The sequence below is a fragment of the Roseateles aquae genome, assembly GCF_032337115.1.
Lineage (GTDB): Bacteria > Pseudomonadota > Gammaproteobacteria > Burkholderiales > Burkholderiaceae_C > Roseateles_C > Roseateles_C aquae.
This window is the reverse complement of sequence record NZ_JAVXZY010000002.1, coordinates 564,469-585,794: the sequence shown is the minus strand read 5'-3', so window position 1 is coordinate 585,794 and position 21,326 is coordinate 564,469. Positions and strand designations below refer to the sequence as shown.

Genomic DNA, 21,326 nt, shown 5'->3' with positions numbered 1-21,326 from the left:
TGCCGCTTTGCACATCGTTTGCCAGATGGGAATCGGAATTGAACATGACCATCCTCAAGAATTGGGGGCATTGTTTACCCGGGCTTGCCCAGCAAGCTTGACCTGGGTCAAACCCCGCGCGCGCAGGCTTGGCACCATGGCGACATGGAATCTCAAACCGCTGACAGCCTGCCGGGCATCACCGAGGAAGTCTTGCGTCGCTTCGACGTCTCTGGGCCGCGCTACACCTCTTATCCCACCGCCGATCGCTTTGTCGAGGCTTTCACCGCCGAGCAGTACCGCCAGGCCCTGGTGCAACGCGCCGAGGGCGGCATGGTGGGTGGCGGCACGCCACTGTCGGTCTATGTGCACATTCCATTCTGCGAATCGGTGTGCTACTACTGTGCCTGCAACAAGGTCATCACCAAGCATCACGACAAGGCCGCCGAGTATCTTGATGCTTTGGTCATGGAGATGGACCTGACGGTGGCGCAGCTGCAGCGCACGCAGACGGTGTCGCAGCTGCATCTGGGCGGCGGCTCGCCGACCTTCCTCAGCGATGCCGAGCTGACGCGGCTGATGCAGGACATTCGCGCCCGATTCAAGCTGGCGCCCGGCGCCGAGGTGTCGATCGAGGTGGATCCGCGCACCGTCACCGAGCAGCGCCTGCGTCATCTGCGCGAGCTGGGTTTCAACCGCTTGAGCTTTGGCGTGCAGGACTTCGATCCGGCGGTGCAAAAAGCCGTGCACCGTGTTCAGAGCTTCGAGAGCGTCGCCACCTTGATGGCGCAGTCGCGCGAGCTGGGCTTCGAGTCGACCAATGTCGACCTGATCTACGGCCTGCCGCAGCAAACCCCGGAATCGTTCGCCCGCACCATCGCCCAGGTGGCAGCGTTGAAGCCGGATCGTATTGCGCTCTATGGCTATGCCCATCTGCCGCAGCGCTTCAAGCCGCAGCGCCGCATCGACGCCGCATTGCTGCCGGTCGCGGGCGACAAGGTGCGCATGCTGTCTGGCGCCATCAGCGGTTTCCTTGGCCACGGCTACACCTATATCGGCATGGACCACTTCGCGCTGCCGACCGATTCGCTGTCGGTCGCCAAGCGCCAGGGGCGGCTGCATCGCAACTTCCAGGGCTACAGCACCCATGCGGATTGCGACCTGATCGGCCTGGGCGTCTCGGCCATTGGCCGTGTTGGCGCCACCTACAGCCAGAACGCCAAGGAGCTGCCGGAGTATTACGACACGCTGCGCCAGGGGCAATTACCCATCGTGCGCGGCCTGGCGCTGAGCCGTGACGATCTAGTGCGCCGGGCCATGATCATGGCGCTGATGTGCCAGGGGCGGGTGGAGTTCGAATCGATCGAGCTGGCCCATCTGATCAAGGTGCGCGACTACTTCAAGGCTGAGTTGGAGCAGCTCGCCTCGCTGGCCGAGACCGGTCTGGTCGTCGTCGAGCCGGAAGCCATTCAGGTGACGGCCATGGGCTGGTACTTTGTCCGTGCCGTGGCCATGGTGTTCGATCGCTATTTGCAGGCCGATCGCAACCGCGCACGCTTTTCGCGCATCATCTAGGCTCAGCCGCGGATCAGACGCGGCGGTTTCAAACGAGGCCCTGGCAAATGGATGCAGCCCTGGCCGGCTCGGCGCTCCTGATGGGCCTGGCCGGTTCTCCTCATTGCGTGGCGATGTGCGGCGCTGCCTGTGCGGCGCTCGGCGGCGGCGCGTCTGGCGCTCAGGGCTCCGGCCTGCTCATGCGGCCGGCGATGCTCAGCCTGCAGGCCGGTCGCTTGCTCAGTTATTCGCTGGGCGGCGCTGTTGCCGCTTCCAGCGTCAGCATGCTGGCCTATTGGGGGCAGGCGGCAGCCTGGTTGCGGCCTTTCTGGGTGATGCTGCATCTGGCGGCCCTGGGGCTGGGTCTCTTTCTGCTCCGGCGTGGCCGGCAGCCGCAGTGGTTGGATGGCTTGGGGCGAGGGCGCTCGCCTTCAGCAGCCAACACGGCCTCGGTGGCCATCGTGGGCCTGCGGGGTGGGCAGCGGGCGGTGTCAGCGCCTGCCCGGGCGGGCCTGGCCGGGCTGGCCTGGCTGGCCTGGCCTTGCGGCTTGCTGCAGTCGGCGCTGGTGGTTGCGGCCCTGGCGTCAGGGCCGGCGCAAGGCGCGGCGGTGATGGCCTGTTTTGCGCTGGGCTCAGCGCTGGGCCTGCTGGTGGGGCCTGCGGCGCTGTGGCGGCTGCTGAGGCTGGGCCAGCTTGACGAGGCGCGCGGCTATGCCTGGGCGGTACGGCTGGCCGGACTGGGGTTGCTGCTGAGCTCGGGCTGGGCGCTGGGCCACGGCATCTGGGCGCAGATCGCCGCCTTCTGCAGCTGATTGGAACGGCCGTCAATGCAGAGTTGTCCGGCTATCAGTTCCCTGCAAGCATCACTGGCTTAGAATCGTTTTTTTACGGCGGTACCCACCGCACCAACCTCGCGACTTGCGGAGACGACTACACATGTACCAACACATCAAGGTGCCCGAAGGCGGCCAGAAGATCACGGTCAACGCTGACTTCTCCCTGAATGTGCCCGACCAGCCCATCATTCCTTACATCGAAGGTGATGGCACGGGCTTTGACATCACCCCGGTGATGATCAAGGTGGTCGACGCCGCAGTGGCCAAGGCCTACGGCGGCAAGAAGAAGATCCACTGGATGGAGATCTATGCCGGCGAGAAGTCGACCAAGGTCTACGGCCCCGATGTGTGGCTGCCCGAAGAGACGCTGCAAGTCCTGAAGGACTATGTGGTGTCGATCAAGGGCCCGCTGACCACCCCGGTTGGAGGCGGCATCCGCTCGCTGAACGTGGCACTGCGTCAGGAGCTGGACCTCTACGTCTGCCTGCGCCCGGTTCGTTATTTCAAGGGTGTGCCTTCGCCGGTTAAGGAACCGCACAAGACGGACATGGTGATCTTCCGTGAGAACTCGGAAGACATCTACGCCGGCATCGAATTCGAAGCGCAGAGCGACAAGGCCAAGAAGCTGATCAAGTTCCTGCAGGACGAATTCGGCGTCAAGAAGATCCGCTTCCCGGAAACCTCGGGTATCGGCATCAAGCCGGTGTCCAAGGAAGGTACCGAGCGCCTGGTGCGCAAGGCCATCCAGTACGCCATCGACAATGACAAGCCCAGCGTGACCATCGTGCACAAGGGCAACATCATGAAGTTCACTGAAGGCGGTTTCCGTGACTGGGCCTATGGTCTGGCGCAAACCGAATTCGGTGCTGAACTGATCGACGGCGGCCCGTGGTGCAAGTTCAAGAATCCCAAGACGGGCAAGGACATCGTCATCAAGGATTCGATCGCTGACGCCTTCCTGCAGCAGATCCTGCTGCGTCCGGCCGAATACTCGGTGATCGCGACGCTGAACCTGAACGGCGACTACGTCTCCGACGCGCTGGCAGCTCAAGTCGGTGGCATCGGCATCGCCCCGGGTGCGAACCTGAGCGACTCCGTCGCCATGTTCGAAGCCACCCACGGTACCGCCCCCAAGTACGCAGGCAAGGACTATGTGAACCCCGGTTCCGAAATCCTGTCGGCCGAAATGATGCTGCGCCATATGGGCTGGATCGAAGCAGCTGACCTGATCATCTCCTCGATGGAAAAGTCCATCCTGTCGAAGAAGGTGACCTACGACTTCGCCCGCCTGCTTGATGGCGCGACACAAGTCTCCTGCTCCGGTTTCGGTCAGGTGATGATCGACCATATGTGATGACCCCGCGCCGGCCCTATGCCGGTGCCGAGGCAACGCAGAAAGCCCGCTCTGAGCGGGCTTTTGTCATTCAGGCACCGCTCGCGCGGCGCCGGCAGACGGTTGGGGCGCCTCAGGCGGCGACGCCGGCGCTCTGCATATCGGCCAGACTGTGCGCGGCGGCTTCCATCGGCGTGATGTTCTGAGCCAGCTGCCCCTTGGGCCCCTGGATCAGCTCAAAGCTGACTTTGCTGCCTTGCTTCAGGGTACGAAACCCTTCCATCTGGATTGCAGAAAAATGGGCAAAGACATCGTCTCCGCCCTGCTCGGGTTCGATAAAGCCAAAACCCTTGGCGTCATTGAACCACTTGACAGTTCCTTGTGGCATTTCCTTCTCCATCCCGGTGTCTAACGCACCGGGGCGGATTCTGAAATCAGTGTCACCCAGATGTCAATTGAGGAACTGCCCGGGGGTGTCGATCGGCATGCGCCGTCTCGGGCAGGCCTGTGCAGTGAAATAAGGCGCGCTTGCCGTCCATCTCAACTTGTGCCGTGTCGGGGTCTTGACGGAAGATGGCCTTGGCTCCATGTGAGGGCTTATGCCTGTCTATAGAATCGGCTCATGCCAGATCTTCCCAACCAGCCTCCCGTGCCGCCGGGTAGCGTGCCGGGCCTTGTTCCCGACCGCGACGGTGAGGGCACGACCACCCTGGAGCGCGTGCCGCAAAAGACCGAGCCTCCGCGTCTCTACCAGGTGTTGATGCTCAATGACGATTTCACGCCGATGGAGTTTGTCGTGATGGTGCTTCAGGAATATTTCCGCCATGACCTGGATACGGCCACCCAGATCATGCTGAAGATCCATCACGATGGTCGCGGTGTCTGTGGTGTGTTCACCAAGGACGTGGCAGCGACCAAGGTCGAATTGGTGCTGGCCGCCGCAAGGCGTGCCGGCCATCCTTTGCAGTGCATTATGGAGGCCGCATGATTGCGCAAGAGCTTGAAGTCAGCCTGCACATGGCGTTTGTCGAGGCGCGTCAGCAGCGCCACGAGTTCATCACCGTGGAGCATCTGCTGATGGCACTGCTGGACAACCCGTCCGCAGCCGAAGTCCTGCGGGCCTGTTCCGCCAATATCGATGATCTGCGCAAGAGTTTGGCGCAGTTCATCAAGGAAAACACGCCGACCGTGGGCGGCAGTGACGAGGTGGATACCCAGCCGACGCTGGGTTTCCAGCGCGTCATCCAGCGCGCCATCATGCATGTGCAGTCCACCGGCAGCGGCAAGAAGGAAGTCACCGGCGCCAATGTGCTGGTGGCCATTTTCGGCGAGAAGGATTCGCATGCGGTGTACTACCTGCACCAGCAGGGCGTGACCCGGCTTGACGTGGTGAACTACATCGCCCACGGCATCAAGAAGAGCGAGCCGCCCGAGCCGCCCAAAGGCAGCCCAGAAGGTCCTGGCAACGAGGCCGAGCGCGAAGAGGCTGATGTGGGCGGCGGCGGCAAGGGTTCGCCGCTGGAACAGTTCACGCAGAACCTGAACGTGCAGGCCAAAGAAGGCAAGATCGATCCGCTGATCGGTCGCGAGCACGAGGTTGAGCGCGTGGTGCAGATCCTCTGCCGTCGGCGCAAGAACAACCCGTTGCTGGTCGGCGAGGCCGGTGTCGGCAAGACGGCGATCGCCGAAGGCCTGGCCTGGCGCATCACCGAGGGCCAGGTGCCCGAGGTGCTGGCCGAGGCCGTGGTCTATGCACTGGACATGGGCGCCTTGCTGGCTGGCACCAAGTACCGCGGCGACTTCGAGCAGCGCCTGAAGGCCGTGCTCAAGCAGCTGAAGGATCAGCCCAACGCCATTCTGTTCATCGATGAAATCCACACCCTGATCGGGGCCGGTGCGGCCTCGGGCGGCACGCTGGATGCCAGCAATCTGCTGAAACCGGCCCTGTCTTCCGGCGCGATGAAGTGCATCGGCGCGACCACCTTCAGCGAATACCGCGGCATCTTCGAGAAGGATGCGGCGCTGTCGCGGCGCTTCCAGAAGGTCGACGTGACCGAGCCCTCGGTCGAGCAGACGGTGGAGATCCTCAAGGGCCTGAAGTCGCGCTTCGAGGAGCACCACAGCGTCAAGTACGCCTTGGGCGCCTTGCAGGCGGCCGCCGAGTTGTCGGCCAAGTACATCAACGACCGTCATCTGCCCGACAAGGCGATTGACGTCATCGATGAAGCCGGCGCTGCTCAGCGCATCCTGCCCAAGAGCAAGCAGAAGAAGACCATCACCCGCGCCGAGGTCGAGGACATCGTCGCCAAGATCGCCCGCATTCCGCCGGCCAGTGTGTCCAGTGACGACCGCGGCAAGTTGAAGAGCCTGGATCGTGACCTGAAGAGCGTGGTCTTCGGCCAGGAGCCGGCCATCGATGCGCTTGCAGCCGCCATCAAGATGGCGCGCTCGGGCCTGGGCAAGCCGGACAAGCCGATCGGCTCCTTCTTGTTCTCCGGCCCCACTGGCGTGGGCAAGACCGAGGTGGCGAAGCAGCTGGCCTATATCCTGGGCATCGAACTGATCCGCTTTGATATGTCCGAGTACATGGAGCGTCATGCGGTCAGCCGCCTGATCGGTGCCCCTCCGGGCTATGTGGGCTTTGACCAGGGCGGTTTGCTGACTGAGGCGATCACCAAGAAGCCGCATTCGGTGCTGCTGCTCGACGAGATCGAGAAGGCGCATCCGGATGTGTTCAATGTGCTGCTGCAGGTGATGGACCATGGCTCACTGACCGACAACAACGGGCGCAAGGCGGACTTCCGTAACGTCATCATCATCATGACGACCAATGCGGGCGCCGAGACGATGAACAAGTCGACCATCGGCTTTACCACCGTGCGCGAGCAGGGCGATGAGATGGCCGATATCAAGCGCCTGTTTACGCCGGAGTTCCGCAACCGCCTGGATGCCATCGTGTCCTTCCGCGCGCTCGACGAGGAAATCATCCTGCGCGTGGTCGACAAGTTCCTGCTGCAACTGGAAAGCCAACTGGGCGAGAAGAAGGTTGAGGTCACTTTCACCGACGGACTGCGCCAGCATCTGGCCAAGAAGGGCTTCGATCCTCTGATGGGTGCCCGGCCGATGCAGCGCCTGATCCAGGACACCATCCGTCGTGCGCTGGCCGACGAGTTGCTGTTCGGGCGCCTGGTCGATGGCGGGCGCCTGACGGTGGATGTAGACGCCGCAGGCGAGGTGCTGCTGGACATCCAGTCCGGTGGCAAGCGCAGCGACAACAAGCCCAAGGCGGAGCCGGCCACAGCAGCCTGAATGTAGTTGCTCCCCTCGTGATTGGGGTCAGGTCTTGCCTGAGCCCAAGCCACCCAGACAAGGCCCGCCGGCATCGCCGCTTGCGGGCCTTGTTGTTTCAGCAGCGCGCCAGGCGTGCTGCGGGATCCTGGTGGAAGTAGCCGCGCAGCAGCTGGTAGAGGGCAGGCTGTTCAAGGCTGAGCGCGAGCGGTGCGACGAAGAAGGCCTCGACGGCGACGGCGAAGAATTCTTCGATCGCTTCGGCGCCGTAAGGATCAATCAAGGTCTCGACGCCGGCATCGACCGCATCGCAGAAGGCTTGCCACTCCGACTCCAGCACGTCGAGCCAAGCCTCGCGTTCGCCGGCAGCCAATGCAGGCACGCCGTCGGCGGCGCCATTCTGCATGTCCAGCACATGGGCGAATTCGTGGATGACGACGTTGTAGGGCAGCTCGCCCGCCTGGGCGTCCGGGCTTGATTCACTCCAGGCCAGCATCAGCGGGCCGCCTTCCATCGCCTCGCCGGCGAGCACTTCCTCGTAGCGATGAACGACGCCATCCTCGTCCATGAACTCTCGCCGTGCCAGCACCTCGCCGGCGTGGACAACAATGCCGACAAAGCCCGCATAGGCTTCCAAGCCGAGGCGCAGGATGGGCAGGCAGGCCTGCGCTGCGATGGCGACGGCAACTTCGTCGCTGACGACAAAGCCTCCCGCACCGTGGAATTCCTTGGCGGATAGGAACAAGGCGCAGAGGCGGCGCAGCTCGGCCTGCTCGGCATCGTCGAGTGTGCTGAGAAAGGGGTAGCGGGCCAAGGTCAGCAGCCAGAGTCCATCCGGTATCGCGTGACGGCGCAGTGCACGCGCTTCCTGCCAGGCGCGCCATCGGGCGATCAAGCGGTCGAGCATCGCGTGCGCTTGCGGCCGATCAGGAAACGCTCAGGCGCCGCAGTCCCGCAGCATCCAGGCGCAGCACATCGCCGCGCGGCGCGGCGGCGTCGAAGTCCCAGTCGGACAGCACCCAGCGCTGCCGCTGCCGGTCGAGCTGATGAATGGCAGGCCGATGGGTGTGGCCATGCAGCAGCAACTCGGCATCGGCCTCGCGCAGCGCGGCCAGGCAGGCCTCGGTATCGGGCTCGGCCCAGAGTTCCGGCCCCTGTTGTTGCTGCTTGAGCCGGCTGCCTTCGCGCAACTGGCGCGCGATGTCATGCCGTTCGCTCAAGGGGCGAGACAGGAAGTCGTGCTGCCAGCTGGCGCTGCGCACCTGCTGGCGAAACGCTTGATAGCCGCTGTCGGCAAGGCAGAGCGCATCGCCGTGGCTGAGCAGCAGTCGCCGGCCAAAGGCATGCAGGCAACAGGGGTCGGACAGCAGTTGCAGGCCGCAGGCCTCGGCCATGTCACGGCCCAAGAGGAAGTCGCGGTTGCCTGCCATGAAGAACAGGCTCAGGCGCTGGCTGGCGCTGCCCAAGAGCGCAACACAGGCGGCTTCGAAGTCGTCATGCCGGGCATCGTCGCCGACCCAGACTTCGAAGATGTCGCCGAGCAGAAAGACGGCATCGGCATCGGTGCTGGCCAGCCAGCGGCGCAGCGCGGCCAGCGTGCCCGGTGTGCTCGGGCTGAGATGCAGATCGGACAGAAAGTCGATCGCCCGCCACGATGGCGGGGCGATCAGCGGGGTTGCAGCTGCTGCAGCCCCGGAAGCGTCATCAGGCCGTGACTTCAACAGCGCTCTCGATGACCACGTTCTCCAGCGGCACATCGTCGTGGAAGCCCGAGCGGCCGGTCTTGACCTTCTCAATCGCGTCGACCACCTCGGTGCCGGCGACGACCTTGCCGAACACGGCATAGCCCCAGCCCGAGGGCGACTCGGACTTGAAGTTCAGGAAGTCGTTCTTGGTCGTGTTGATGAAGAACTGCGCCGAGGCCGAATGCGGCGCATTGGTGCGCGCCATGGCCAGCGTGTAGTGCTCGTTCTTCAGGCCGTTATTGGCCTCGTTCTGGATCGGCGCCTCGGTCGGCTTTTGCTTCAGGCCGGGCTCAAAGCCGCCGCCCTGGATCATGAAGCCCTTGATGACGCGATGGAACACCGTGCCGTTGTAGTGGCCGCTGTTCACATAGGCGAGGAAGTTGGCCACGGTGATCGGGGCCTTGGCGTCGTCCAGCTCGATGCGGATGACGCCATGGTTGGTTTTCAGTTCGACAAGCTTGCTCATTTCTTGGGCTCCACAATGGCCTTGTTGATGATGACGGGTTCGGTGGGCAGGTTCTGGTGCATGCCCATCGCTTGGGTCGGGATGGCGCGGATCTTGTCGACCACGTCCATGCCCTCGATGACTTGGCCGAAGACGGCGTAGCCGCGGCCGTCGCGCGCGTTCTCGGCGTCCAGGCCAGGGTTGTCTTGCACATTGATGAAGAACTGGCTGGTGGCCGAGTCGGGCACCATGGTGCGCGCCATTGCGATGCTGCCGCGGACGTTCTTCAAGCCATTGGTCGACTCCAGCGGAATCGGCGCCCGCACGGGCTTCTGCTCGAGCTTCTGGGTGAAGCCGCCGCCCTGGATCATGAAGCCATCGATGACGCGGTGGAAGATCGTGCCGTTGTAATGGCCGGCCTTGACGTACTGAACGAAGTTGGCCACTGATTTGGGCGCCTTCTCGGCGTCGAGCTCGATGCGGATATCACCCTTGTTCGTGCTCAGCTTGACCACCTGAGCCAGGCTCAGGCTGCAGGACAGGGCGAGGGCACTGCCAATCAATAGGCTGCAGAAGCGCTTGAATTCTTGCGTCATGAGAGTAGGGGCGGCCTGGCCGCAACTAGGTTGGTGATCTTGGAGTGTGGCGCTGCCCCTCCAGCAAGGAGCACAGGCTGACTGGGCCCGATTGTCTCTCAGCGTTGTGGGTTACCCAGTGCACGCAGCAGCTGCAGGGTCTTGTCGCCCTTGGTGCGAGCGATTGGCAGCTTGCTGAGGTCGGCCGCACGCCCGTAGGCGCGCGCCGCGAGTTGTAGCAACACATCGCCAAGATTCTCCTGCGCCTGGGCATGCTCGGGTTGCAGTCGAACCGCCCGCTCCAGTGCCAGGTAAGCCGCATCGAGTTCGCCACGAGCAGCGTAGATCACGGCCAGATTGTTGTGCGGGTCCGCCAGATCAGGGAAATCTTCGGTCAGCTGCTTGAACATCGCTTCTGCACGCGCGCTGGCGCCAGACTCGAGCAGCATCGCAGCCAGGCTGAAGCGCAGGCGTGCGTTGTTCGGGTCATCGGCCAATGCCTTTTCCAAGGTCTGCATCGCCTGGGCGCGCTGGCCGATCAGCCATTGCTGCTGAGCATCTTCGAAAGCCGCCGCATGCGTCCGGAACGGCGCTAGCAGCAACAGCAGGCCAAGCATCAAGGCAGCGGGGAGGGGCACGAAGTAGGGTGGTCGGGTCATCGGGTGCCAGGGTTTGCGCCAGGGCCGACGGCCCATTTCGGCAGGTCGCGGCACCAGGGGCTGCCGCTATACTGGCGCGATTCTACGGTGCCCTTGTTCCGGCGCGCCGGGCGGGTTTCGATGCTGAACGCCTGTCTGGCGCTCGGTTTGCGTGCATGACGCTGCCGTCATCGCCCGCCCTTGTCGCAACGGCCCGCCAGCGTCTCCGCTGATCACGAAAAAGCCCATGTCCCTGCGCATCTACAACACCCTGACCCGTGCGGTCGAAGTCTTCGTCCCCATTGAGCCCGGCCATGTGCGGATGTATGTGTGCGGCATGACGATTTACGACCTTTGCCACATCGGCCATGCGCGGATGATGATGGCCTTTGACATTGTGCAGCGATGGTTGAAGGCCTCGGGCTATCGGGTCACCTATGTCCGCAACATCACCGACATTGAAGACAAGATCATCAAGCGGGCGCTGGAGCGCGGCATCAGCATTCGCGAGCTGACCGACGAAATGATCGCCGCCATGCACCGGGATATCGGTGCGCTCGGCGTCGAGCGGCCCACGCACGAGCCGCGCGCCACCGAGTACGTTGGCCAGATGCTGGACCTGATCGGACTGCTGGAGCGCAAGGGCCTGGCCTACCAGGCCAGCAATGGTGATGTGAACTATGCCGTGCGCAAGTTCGAGGGCTACGGCAAGCTGTCGCGACGCAACCTTGACGATCTGCGTGCCGGTGAGCGCGTGGCCGTGGACGAAGGCAAGCTCGATCCGCTGGACTTCGTGCTCTGGAAGGCCGCCAAGGCCGACGAACCGGCCGACGCCAAGTACGACGGCGCCTACGGCCCAGGGCGTCCTGGCTGGCACATCGAGTGCTCGGCAATGAGCTGCGCCGTGCTCGGTGAGACCTTCGACATTCACGGCGGCGGCATGGATCTGCAGTTTCCGCACCACGAGAACGAGATCGCCCAGAGCGAAGGCGCTTTAGGCAAGCCCTTTGTGCGCTACTGGTTGCACAACGGCTTCCTGAATGTCGACAACGAAAAGATGTCCAAGTCGCTGGGCAACTTCTTCACCATACAGGATGTGCTGAAGTCCTACGACGGCGAGACGGTGCGCTTCTTCATGCTGCGTACCCACTACCGCAGCCCGATCAATTACAGCGATGCCGCGCTGGATGATGCGCGCCAAGCGCTGTTGCGCTTGTACACGGCGCTCGACGGCGTGGAGGCCGCAGCGGTGGAAGTTGACTGGGCCCAGGGCCATGCCGCCGCCTTCAAGGCCGCGATGGACGAGGACTTCAACGCGCCGGCGGCCCTGGCGGTGCTGTTTGACCTGGCTTCCAGCCTGAACCGCAGCCGCTCGCCCGAGGAGGCGGGACTGCTGAAGGCGCTCGGCGCCACGCTGGGCGTTCTGCAGCAAGTGCCGCGGGCCTATCTGCAGGCCGGCAATTCGCTGGACGAGGCAGCCATCCAGGCGCAGATCGATGCACGCGCGGCCGCCAAGGCGGCTCGCAATTTCGCTGAAGCGGATCGCATCCGTGCCGATTTGCTGGCCCAGGGCATCGTGCTACAGGATTCGCCGGCCGGTACGAGCTGGATGAAGGCCTGATGGCGCGCGCTCCAGCCGCCGGGGTGACCCCGGACTATTGGGATGAGGCGTGCCGCCATCTGGCCAAGCGCGACCGCGTGATGAAGAAACTGATCCCGCAGTTTGGCGAGGCGCGGCTGCAGAGTCGCGGTGATGCCTTCACGACGCTGGCTCGCTCCATCGTTGGGCAGCAAATATCGGTCAAGGCGGCGCAGTCGGTCTGGGACAAGTTCGTGGCCCTGATCGATGGTCCCTCGCACCGCGTGCCGCCGGCAGCGGTGCTGGCACTGACGGTCGAACAGCAGCGCGGTGCCGGTCTGTCGGCGCGCAAGGTTGAATACCTGCGCGATCTCGCCGAGCACTTCGAGGCCGGCCGCGTGCATGTGCGCCAATGGACGCAGATGGACGACGAAGCCATCATCGAAGAGCTGGTGGCCATCCGTGGCATTGGCCGCTGGACGGCCGAGATGTTCCTGATCTTCCACCTGATGCGGCCCAATGTGATGCCGCTGGATGATCTGGGGCTGCTCAAGGGTATCAGTGAGAATTACTTCTCGGGCGAGCCTGTGTCGCGGGCCGAGGCCCGTGAAGTGGGGGAGGCCTGGGCACCCTACCGCTCGGTAGCCACATGGTACATTTGGCGCAGTTTGGACCCATTGCCCGTCGAGTACTGAGGTCGTCTGTTCGCGGCTGCCGCGCGCTCAAAAAGCGCCTGCCAGCCGCCCATCATCACTGAGGGATCAACGCAGGATGAGCAAGAAGCATTTCCTCGAATTCGAGCAACCGATTGCCGAACTCGAAACCAAGATTGAAGAGCTGCGCTATGTGCAGAGCGAGTCGGCGGTCGATATCTCCGAAGAGATTGACCGCCTCTCGAAGAAGAGCCAGCAGTTGACCAAGGACATCTACGCCAGCGTGATGCCCTGGCAGACTTACCAGATCGCCCGTCATCCGCAGCGTCCGCAAACGCTGGATTACTGTGCCGATGTGTTCACCGAGTTCCAGGAACTGCATGGTGATCGCCACTACGCGGACGATGCAGCCATCGTGGGCGGCCTGGCGCGTTTCAATGGCCAGCCCTGCATGATCGTCGGCCACCAGCGTGGCGCCGACGCCAAGGAGCGCGCGCTGCGCAACTTCGGCATGCCGCGCCCCGAGGGCTACCGCAAGGCCTTGCGCTTGATGAAGCTGGCCGAGAAGTTTGGCCTGCCCGTCTTCACCTTCATCGACACCATGGGTGCCTATCCCGGCATCGGTGCCGAGGAGCGTGGTCAATCGGAAGCCATCGGTCGCAATATCTTCGAGATGGCGCAGTTGGAAGTGCCCGTCATCGCCACCGTCATCGGTGAGGGTGGCTCCGGCGGCGCGTTGGCCATCGGCGTGGCCGACCAGGTGCTGATGCTGCAGTTCTCGGCCTATTCGGTGATCTCGCCCGAAGGCTGCGCATCGATTCTGTGGAAGACATCCGAGCGTGCTTCGGACGCCGCCGAGGCGCTGGGCATTACCGCGCACCGCCTGAAGGCGCTGGGCCTGATCGACAAGATCGTCAACGAACCGGTCGGCGGTGCCCATCGCGATACCAAGCAGATGGCCTCCAACCTGAAGCGCGCGCTGTCTGACGCGCTGCGCCAGGTCAGCGATCTGAAGCCTGCGGCCCTGCTGGAGCGCCGCTACGAGCGCCTGCAGGCCTATGGCCGCTTCAGCGACACCAAGAACCGCTGACGCCTGCCCAGGCCTCGCCAGTGAACCAAGGGCCAGCCAGGTGCTGGCCCTTGCCTATAGTGGCGGCCGCGATTCAAGCGCCTTGCTGCATGCGACGGTCCACGCCGCGGCGCGGCTCAATGCCGACTGCGGCGCCGCACTGCAAGTGTTGGCACTGCACGTTCATCACGGGCTGAGCACGCAGGCAGATGGCTGGGAGCGCCATTGCCAGGCCCAGTGCCAGCAATGGGCGGACGAAGGTCTGCCGCTGAGCTTTCAGTCCCGCCGCCTCACCGGCGCGCCCGCGCGCGGTGACAGCGTCGAGGCCTGGGCGCGCGACGGGCGATACCGCGCCCTCAGCGAGATGGCGCAGCAGGCCGGCGCGACGCTGCTGCTGCTGGCCCAGCATCGTCGCGATCAGGCCGAGACCGTGCTGCTGCAGGCCTTGCGCGGCGGCGGCGTCGCCGGACTGGCCGCCATGCCGCAAGGGCAGGAACGTGCTGGCCTCAGCTGGCAGCGGCCCTGGCTGCAACAGCCGCGTGAAGCAATAGAAGCCTATCTGGCCCAGCACCGGCTCAGCCATATCGAAGACGACAGCAATGCCGACACCCGCTACGCCCGCAATCGCCTGCGCCTGCAGGTGCTGCCCGCGCTGCAGGCGGCGTTTCCACAGGCCGAGCAGGCGCTGGCACAAACGGCCCAGTGGGCGCAGCAGGCGCTGGCCTTGCAGACCGAGATCGCGGCCAGCGATGCGGCCGCCGCCGAAGCCGCTGGCCTGTGGCGGGCCGATGCGCTGGATCTGGCGGCACTGCGGGCCTTGAGCCCGGCCCGGGCCAACAATCTGCTGCGCCATTGGCTGGAACTCGTGCTTGGCCAGCCTGCACCGGCCAGCTTGGTCCAGCGCCTGTTGAGCGAAGCCTTGCGGCGCCCCAGGCATCAGGCTGCGGCGCGCTGGCCCACACCCGGACCGATGCTGGAGCTGTACCGCGACGTGCTGCGCCCGCTGCCGCCGCCGCCGGCCGCGTCGACGGCGGGGGCGCTGGTGGACGCGGTGGTGGAGGCGGTGGATTTCAGCCAGCCTGGTGACTACCGGCTAGCCGGCTGGCCTGGCGTTTGGCGCGTCCGCCTCGCCATGCCCGCCGACCCCGGCCTGCCTGCCGATCTGCTGCGCCGGGCCGAGCTGCGCCGTCGCAGCGGCGGCGAGCAGTTTCAGCTGCAGGCGCGCACGCCGCCACGCGGCCTCAAGAAGTGCTGGCAGGCCGCCGCGGTGCCGGCCTCCGCCCGTCAGGCGCCCTTGCTCTATGCCCGGGACGCTCTGGTCTATGTGCATGGCCTTGGTCTTGATGCGCGTGTCGAGCGCTGTGCTGGCGGCCTCTTGATAGCCTGGGTGCCCGACGAAGCTTGACTTGCTTTTTCAGCAAGGGCATGAGCTGATGCGTAAAAAGCATGTTGCATCGCAACAGCTAGAATCGAAAGTTGCGACCGCGGCGCACACACTCCCTCTTTCGAACCATCCGCGCATGCAAGACATTCCATGGCTTTGATCGTTCACAAGTACGGCGGCACCTCGATGGGTTCGACCGACCGTATCCGCAACGTCGCCAAGCGCGTCGCCAAATGGGCGCGCGCCGGGCATCAGATGGTGGTCGTGCCCTCGGCCATGAGCGGCGAAACCAATCGCCTGCTTGGCCTGGCCAAGGAACTCTCGCCGGCCAGCAGCAATGCGGCGTCCATGCGCGAACTGGACATGATTGCCTCGACCGGCGAGCAGGTGTCGGTGGGCCTGCTGGCGCTGGCACTGCAGGCCGAAGGCCTGGAGGCGATCAGCTACACCGGCTGGCAAGTGCCGGTGTCGACCGACTCGTCCTACACCAAGGCGCGGATCGAAAGCATCGATGACAAGCGCGTGCGCGCCGATCTGGCCGCCGGCAAGGTGGTCGTGATCGCTGGCTTCCAGGGCATCGACGAAGAGCACAACATCACGACGCTGGGCCGTGGCGGCTCCGACACCTCGGCGGTGGCCATCGCCGCTGCGATGAAGGCTGACGAGTGCCTGATCTACACCGATGTCGACGGCGTCTACACCACCGATCCGCGCATCGTGCCCGAGGCGCGCCGCCTGCACACGATCAGCTTTGAAGAGATGCTGGAGATGGCCTCGCTGGGCTCCAAGATCCTGCAGATCCGCTCGGTCGAATTCGCTGGCAAATACCGCGTGCCGCTGCGCGTGCTGTCGAGCTTCACGCCCTGGGACATCGATATCAACGAGGAAGCCAAGTCCGGCACCCTGATCAGTTTTGAAGAGGACGAAAAAATGGAACAAGCCGTCGTGTCGGGCATCGCCTTCAACCGTGACGAGGCCAAGGTGACGCTGCTGGGCGTGCCGGACAAGCCGGGGATCGCGTTCCAGATCCTGGGCCCGGTCGCCGATGCCAATATCGATATCGACGTCATCATTCAAAACGTCTCGCACGATGGCAAGACCGACTTCAGCTTCACCGTGCATCGCAACGACTATGCACGCACGATGGAGTTGCTGCAGAACTCGGTGGCACCGGCCACCGGCGCGGCCAAGGTGATGGGCGATCCGCGCATCTGCAAGGTCTCCATCGTCGGCATCGGCATGCGCTCGCATGTGGGTGTGGCATCCAAGATGTTCCGCTCGCTGAGCGAAGAGGGCATCAACATCCAGATGATCTCGACCAGCGAAATCAAGACCAGCGTGGTCATTGACGAGAAGTACATGGAACTGGCCGTGCGTGCGCTGCACAAGGCCTTCGATCTCGACCAAGAAAATTCCTGAATTTCCTTGAGAGCCTGAAAAGTACTGCTATACTGCGAGGCTCTGCTGGAGACGTGACCGAGTGGCCGAAGGTGCTCCCCTGCTAAGGGAGTATGTGGGCAAAACCTGCATCGAGGGTTCGAATCCCTCCGTCTCCGCCAGCAAAATTGAAAACCCGCCCTAGTGGCGGGTTTTTCTTTGCCTGATTGATTTCAATCCCTGGCCGGCCCGCGGTGGCTGCATCAGCGGCGAGCGTCCACGAGGTGGGTAAGTCAGCTAACGATTCTTTGCAGTGTCTCTGTTCAGCTGTTCGCCAGGCTGTACAAGCGGAACTCAGACTTCAGTGTGTCGAAGGCGGGCGGCAGCGGATCTTGGTAGACCAGCTTGCCGCTGGAATCCAGCACTTGGACGCGGGACTGCGCATGGTCGGCGCTCGCTGAACCGGTGCTTGAACTCGCGCTTGCACCAGTCCCAGCCGCTGAAGCTGAGTTGGCGTTTTCGGGCGGCGTGCTAGTGCTGGTGGCGGTGCCGGAAGAAGCTACCGATGTGCTGTTGATGCCTGGCGCCTTGCTCAGGTTCAGGTTTTCTACCCAGTGCAACAGTGTGCTTTGCCAGTCTGGCAGGGCGGCTCTTTCATGCTCAGCCAGGCCCCCATCGCTAGAGCTGGGCGCAGTTGCGGCAGCGCTCTTCGCGGCGCTGCCTCTGGGCTTTGTGCTGCCGGGCTTGATGCCTGAGTCCGCATTGAATTCGGTGCCGGTGGCCTGCGGCCAGGCCAGGTCGATTTCGAAATAGCCGTCGCTGCCGGTGCTGGCCTTGCGGCTCAGTTCCAATTGTCGGGAGGGGGCGCGCACATCAAGCTGTACGAGATAGCCGGACGCTGGCGCACCGTCCTTGTCGTAGACATAGCCACTGAAGCGCCCGTCGGACTCAAAGGTCTTCACCGCGCGTTCGACCAGCAAACGCTGCGTCGCTGTTTCCTCAGCGAACACGGTGTAGCGAGTCGCGCGCGCGGCGGCAGCCTGTGTACGCGCGTCCTCCGCGCCAAAACGGCTGGCCAGACGTTTCGCCTCGCGGGCCTGCGAACTGGCGAGGCCGTCGATCAGGGCCGCCTGCAGCGTTTGCACGCCCGGCAATTCGGAGGCTGCGCTGGCAAAGGCCTGGGCCATCTGACCGAGCTGTGCGTTCTTCATGACGCGCTGCTGGCTCTGTGCCTTGAAGGTGGCACGCTTGATTTCGCTGTCAAAGGAGTCGTTGCTGGACATGATGCATGCTCGCTGGCAGGAGGAGTGAAGAAGCGGTTCGAAGTCTGGCTCAGGAACCGGGGGAAGCTGGGTTGATGCGACAGGGCCAGGCGCGTGCGGCCTCAGCCGCCCTTGCTGCCGACACCAAAGCCTGCCGCTGTCTGTGTCATGCCCATTTGCGCGCCCTTGGCCAATTGTTTGATGAAGGCGCCGTGGCTGTCGCCGCAAACGCCAGGGCAGAAGGCCTCGGCCAGCACCAGGTTGTGGTGGACGGCACGCATCAGGCCCAGGGCGTGCAGACAATGGGTGGATTGGTTGTCTGCCGCCGTATTCATCAGCGCCAGGCTGGCGACGGACGCCAGCGCGCGCGCCCAGGTCTCTGCGAAGCGGTTGTCGCTGCTGCGCAGTGTCGGGGCGAGAGCGAGCAGGTCGGCAATGACGAAGCGGGCCTGCGTGTGGTGTTCGAATTGATTGCCCGTCACGGCGACGTCATCGAGCCCCAGCAGCAGCGTGCCTGCGGCGTCAATGCCACTGGGTGCATCCTTCATCAGAAAGCTCACCTGGTTGCTGCTGAAGTTCAGTTTGCCCGTGGGCAGCTTGGGCCACGCGACCGGTGTGAAGGCCGAGGCGATGGCGTAGGTGCAGAGCAGTTTCTCGATGCTGCCTGTGCTGCTGCCCTTGCCGGCGACGCCGTAGTAGAGCTTCAGAATCAGCGTCATCAGCAGGCCTATCGTCCATTCGCGGCTAAGACCCAGATTGGCAATCAGCACGGTGGTGGCAAAGGGGTCGGTGGCCGGTGCGCCCGCGCCTTCGCTGAGCAACTGGTTGTCGCTGACCAGCATCGGGCCGGCGCCCAGCATGAAGAGGGCTCGACCCAAGGGCTGTTGCACGACGTTGGCATGCACACGGATTTGCGCCTGCGGGCTGCTGGCAGGGAGGCTCGCGGCAGCGGTGCTGCCCGTGCCGTGGCTGCTGCCATGAATGCTGCCTGCAGCGCTCGATCCCAGGTGCAAAGCGAGCCAGATGTGAATGCCGGCGCGTATGCCTTTCTGTGCGCTGCTGAGGTCTTCAGTACTGCGCACCCCATTGGCACGGATGACGTTGTGCTCGATGCGCAGGCCATCGACGGCCAAGGCGAAGATGCCACAGACGGGGCTCAGCCAATCTCGGCCGTTGTTCTCGATGGTGTTGCCGTCTACGACCAGCTCACTGACCAGGGCCAGCGAGATGCCACCATAGCCGAGGAAGAGCTGGGTGGCGGAGCTGGGCTGCGCCAATGAGCGGCGCAGGCAGGCACGGATGGCATTGCCTTGGATTCGCAGGCCATGCACGCCAACGAGTTCAAGCCGGGGCGTTTTGGCCTGTGGATCAAGACTGAAGAACCGCACCACGGCGATGCCATTGGCACCGTGCCGAAGAATGCTGTTGTCCTTGATCAGGATGTCGTACAAGTCACCCGCGGACTCGTAACGCACATCGCCGCCGTTGGTGGTCGGTGGTGTGCCGTGATCGACCGGGCTGCAGGGCGCGCAGGGATCATCGATCTCGATATCGGGCAGGCCGCCGCCATTGGGCGATTGGCTGTCGAACTTCAGAATGCTGCCGAGGGTGATGCCATTGCCAGCGCCGCCAACGATCAGATTGCTCGCGATGCGCACCAGCATGCTGCCGCCGGCGAGCTGGATGCCGCCGCGTGCGGAGTCGGCGTGCTCGGCACGCTGGGCCGCCGCGGTGTGTTCAAAGATGCGCTCTAGCGCCTGCGGCAGTTGCCGGGGCAGCGGCTCGATCACATTGCCTTCGATCTCCAGGCCCTGGGCCTCGGCGAAGATGGCTGGCCAGGGTTGGAGGGGTTCGATGCCGTCGCGGAACTGCACCAGGTTGCTGGTGATGCGTGCGGCGCTGCTAGCAATCAGATGAATGACGGGCCCGCCGCCGCCCTCCAGCGCCAGGTGTTCCAGCGCGATATCGCTGCAGCTGTCGATCAAGACGGCGGTGGCGTTGCTGCCCTTGGTGTCCGGAGCGACGATGCGCGATCGGGGGCCACAGCCATGCAAGCTGATGTTGTGCAGGCCTTTGAGTACGACCGCTTCCTCATAGCGTCCCGGCAGGATGCAGACCGTGCCACCGCTGGGCGGCAGTGCTGCAATCGCCGCGTTGATGGACTTGTATTGGCCATGGCTTGCGGTGCCGTCACCCACGGTCACGCTGCAGCAGCCCTTGAGCCGGGTCAGCGGCAAGAAGCCGGGCCGGCAGTCGTGCAGCAGCTTGGCTGCGCTAACGCCGGCGTTGGTGCTCCACTGCACCAAGGCCAGCGGAGCACGCCAGCGCCGCACACCGGCGCTGCTGGCGCCGCTCTTGAGCACCCAGGGCGTGAGCACATCCGGCGTGGCGGGACGGGCGGCAATCACCCAATGGTCGGCCGCACGCAGCGGCGCGCCGCTGAAGGCGACGCTCAGCCCCGTGTTGCCCAGGGCTGGCGTGCCAATGGGCACCGCAGCCGGCGAACTGAGGTCATCGCCACGGTTCCAGACGCGCAGAAAGAAGCTCGGGCTTTCGTGGGCCGGATCGAAAAAGTCGGCCTGGTCGCTGCGGCCCTGCCAGTTCAGCCCGAAGCCGGTCGGCAGCGGGGTGTCCAGCACCAGGGTTTGGTCATCGGGATTCCAGCTCACCGCCACGCGGCACAGATGGCCACTCAATTCGGCGATGCGCTGGCCATTGGACAGCGCAGCCGACCAAGGCAGGATCTCCACCACCTGCCCGGCGATGGGCCAATGAACGCTGTCTTTGGGCTGGGTGAGCAGCTTCACCTTGACCAGCTGCCCGCCTTGGCTTGACACCTGAACCCGATAGAGCGGGGCCGCGTTGTCGAAGCCCCAGGTGTAGTGCGTGGCATTGACCATCTGCACCCGGATGGCCTGGTTCTCGGCACCCAGATAGCCCCCGGCTTGCGGCGGCGAGCACAGATCGCCGGTGCTGCCGCTGAGCGAGAAGCTGACGGTCAGCGTCGCCGTCGAGACCAGCTCGAAGCTGCTGTCCAACGGGCCGTCGCTGAAGCTGGCGCTGAGAGCGGCCCAGGCGGCGGCGCAGTCATCTTGCGCAACACCGCTGGCCACGTGAACGCGGCGCATCGTGCGCCAGCGTGTGCCAGTATCGGGCCCGCCGAGCGCGGGCTCGAAGAGTTCGCTGTCTTCCACCGCGCTGACCGCTTGCTGCCAGGCTTCGATCCAGACCAGATCCTTGCGTGTGCTGCCATCGGCCGGCGGCAGCGGGGCGTCCACGGCGGCATTGAAGGAGAGCCAGTCCTTTTGTGCACTGAAGCGATCGGCGCTGCCCATCTCCAGCCGCAATCCACCGAGATAGAGCTGGCCGTTGCTGAGCGTGAAATCGCAGCGGCCGTTGCTCAGCGTGAAGCCCGTCGGCAGAAAGCCGCTATCGGGCGATCCATAGGCGCCGATGGTGTGCAGTCGTGTGCGCCGGTTCTCCTCGGCGTCGATGGCAGCGGCATCGTTGAAGTCGTCATCGGTGAGTACGCGGCCCTGCTGCAGACGCACGCCGGCATAGTGCTTGCGCGGATCGAAGGCCAGTCGCGAGAGGTCGATCGTGGACATG

18 protein-coding genes and 1 tRNA gene are annotated in these 21,326 nt (G+C 64.2%); 11 read left to right on the top strand and 8 right to left on the bottom strand.

Going from position 1 to position 21,326, the window contains the following annotated elements; genetic code table 11:
* The first annotated feature begins 144 nt into the window (after nt 1–144).
* From hemN to icd, 3 genes are all read left to right on the top strand, one after another.
* Entirely contained in the window at nt 145–1,554 is a 1,410-nt protein-coding gene (gene hemN / locus RQP53_RS07800) for an oxygen-independent coproporphyrinogen III oxidase (RefSeq protein WP_315649659.1), read from the top strand.
* Between the two features lie 47 nt (nt 1,555–1,601).
* Entirely contained in the window at nt 1,602–2,345 is a 744-nt protein-coding gene (locus RQP53_RS07795) for an urease accessory protein UreH domain-containing protein (RefSeq protein WP_315649658.1), read from the top strand.
* Between the two features lie 124 nt (nt 2,346–2,469).
* Nucleotides 2,470–3,723, top strand: coding sequence for an NADP-dependent isocitrate dehydrogenase (gene icd, locus RQP53_RS07790; RefSeq protein WP_315649657.1), 1,254 nt, complete (start codon nt 2,470–2,472; stop codon nt 3,721–3,723).
* A gap of 112 nt (nt 3,724–3,835) precedes the next feature.
* On the opposite strand, the gene RQP53_RS07785 is transcribed toward icd, so the two are convergent.
* On the bottom strand, nt 3,836–4,090 hold the full coding sequence (locus RQP53_RS07785; RefSeq protein WP_315649656.1) for a cold-shock protein: 255 nt from the start codon (nt 4,088–4,090) through the stop codon (nt 3,836–3,838).
* Between the two features lie 234 nt (nt 4,091–4,324).
* Between RQP53_RS07785 and clpS the strand changes: the two genes are divergently transcribed.
* Both clpS and clpA read left to right on the top strand, forming a co-directional pair.
* Nucleotides 4,325–4,690 carry an ATP-dependent Clp protease adapter ClpS gene (clpS, locus tag RQP53_RS07780; RefSeq protein WP_315649655.1) on the top strand — a complete coding sequence of 122 codons (366 nt, stop codon included), beginning with the start codon at nt 4,325–4,327 and terminating at the stop codon, nt 4,688–4,690.
* A complete protein-coding gene (gene clpA / locus RQP53_RS07775; protein WP_315649654.1) occupies nt 4,687–7,011 on the top strand; it encodes an ATP-dependent Clp protease ATP-binding subunit ClpA in 2,325 nt (774 codons plus the stop codon). Before clpS ends, clpA begins: the two co-directional genes overlap by 4 nt.
* Before the next feature lie 97 nt (nt 7,012–7,108).
* On the opposite strand, the gene RQP53_RS07770 is transcribed toward clpA, so the two are convergent.
* From RQP53_RS07770 to RQP53_RS07750, 5 genes are all read right to left on the bottom strand, one after another.
* Nucleotides 7,109–7,885: a M90 family metallopeptidase gene (locus RQP53_RS07770; RefSeq protein ID WP_434064070.1), complete on the bottom strand. Its 777-nt coding sequence runs from the start codon at nt 7,883–7,885 to the stop codon at nt 7,109–7,111.
* Nucleotides 7,886–7,916: 31 nt separating this feature from the next.
* Nucleotides 7,917–8,711, bottom strand: a complete 795-nt coding sequence (locus RQP53_RS07765; protein ID WP_315649652.1) for a UDP-2,3-diacylglucosamine diphosphatase — start codon at nt 8,709–8,711, stop codon at nt 7,917–7,919.
* Nucleotides 8,695–9,201, bottom strand: coding sequence for a peptidylprolyl isomerase (locus RQP53_RS07760; protein ID WP_315649651.1), 507 nt, complete (start codon nt 9,199–9,201; stop codon nt 8,695–8,697). Before RQP53_RS07760 ends, RQP53_RS07765 begins: the two co-directional genes overlap by 17 nt.
* Nucleotides 9,198–9,776: a peptidylprolyl isomerase gene (locus tag RQP53_RS07755; protein WP_315649650.1), complete on the bottom strand. Its 579-nt coding sequence runs from the start codon at nt 9,774–9,776 to the stop codon at nt 9,198–9,200. The genes RQP53_RS07760 and RQP53_RS07755 overlap by 4 nt, the downstream gene beginning before the upstream one ends.
* Before the next feature lie 98 nt (nt 9,777–9,874).
* A complete protein-coding gene (locus RQP53_RS07750) occupies nt 9,875–10,414 on the bottom strand; it encodes a tetratricopeptide repeat protein (RefSeq protein ID WP_315649649.1) in 540 nt (179 codons plus the stop codon).
* Nucleotides 10,415–10,640: 226 nt separating this feature from the next.
* Between RQP53_RS07750 and cysS the strand changes: the two genes are divergently transcribed.
* The 6 genes from cysS to RQP53_RS07720 all read left to right on the top strand — a co-directional run bounded on the left by cysS (nt 10,641) and on the right by RQP53_RS07720 (nt 16,637).
* On the top strand, nt 10,641–12,014 hold the full coding sequence (gene cysS, locus RQP53_RS07745; RefSeq protein WP_315649648.1) for a cysteine--tRNA ligase: 1,374 nt from the start codon (nt 10,641–10,643) through the stop codon (nt 12,012–12,014).
* On the top strand, nt 12,014–12,667 hold the full coding sequence (locus RQP53_RS07740) for a DNA-3-methyladenine glycosylase family protein (RefSeq protein ID WP_315649647.1): 654 nt from the start codon (nt 12,014–12,016) through the stop codon (nt 12,665–12,667). Before cysS ends, RQP53_RS07740 begins: the two co-directional genes overlap by 1 nt.
* A 76-nt stretch (nt 12,668–12,743) precedes the next feature.
* Nucleotides 12,744–13,715, top strand: coding sequence for an acetyl-CoA carboxylase carboxyltransferase subunit alpha (locus RQP53_RS07735; RefSeq protein WP_315649646.1), 972 nt, complete (start codon nt 12,744–12,746; stop codon nt 13,713–13,715).
* A gap of 40 nt (nt 13,716–13,755) precedes the next feature.
* A complete protein-coding gene (gene tilS, locus RQP53_RS07730; RefSeq protein ID WP_315649645.1) occupies nt 13,756–15,099 on the top strand; it encodes a tRNA lysidine(34) synthetase TilS in 1,344 nt (447 codons plus the stop codon).
* Between the two features lie 129 nt (nt 15,100–15,228).
* A complete protein-coding gene (locus RQP53_RS07725; protein ID WP_315649644.1) occupies nt 15,229–16,497 on the top strand; it encodes an aspartate kinase in 1,269 nt (422 codons plus the stop codon).
* A gap of 47 nt (nt 16,498–16,544) precedes the next feature.
* Nucleotides 16,545–16,637 (top strand) — tRNA-Ser (locus RQP53_RS07720).
* A 141-nt stretch (nt 16,638–16,778) separates the two neighbouring features.
* On the opposite strand, the gene RQP53_RS07715 is transcribed toward RQP53_RS07720, so the two are convergent.
* Nucleotides 16,779–17,738, bottom strand: coding sequence for a hypothetical protein (locus RQP53_RS07715; RefSeq protein ID WP_315649643.1), 960 nt, complete (start codon nt 17,736–17,738; stop codon nt 16,779–16,781).
* A 101-nt stretch (nt 17,739–17,839) separates the two neighbouring features.
* Nucleotides 17,840–21,325, bottom strand: a complete 3,486-nt coding sequence (locus RQP53_RS07710) for a DUF6519 domain-containing protein (protein WP_315649642.1) — start codon at nt 21,323–21,325, stop codon at nt 17,840–17,842.
* Between the last annotated feature and the right edge of the window lies 1 nt (nt 21,326).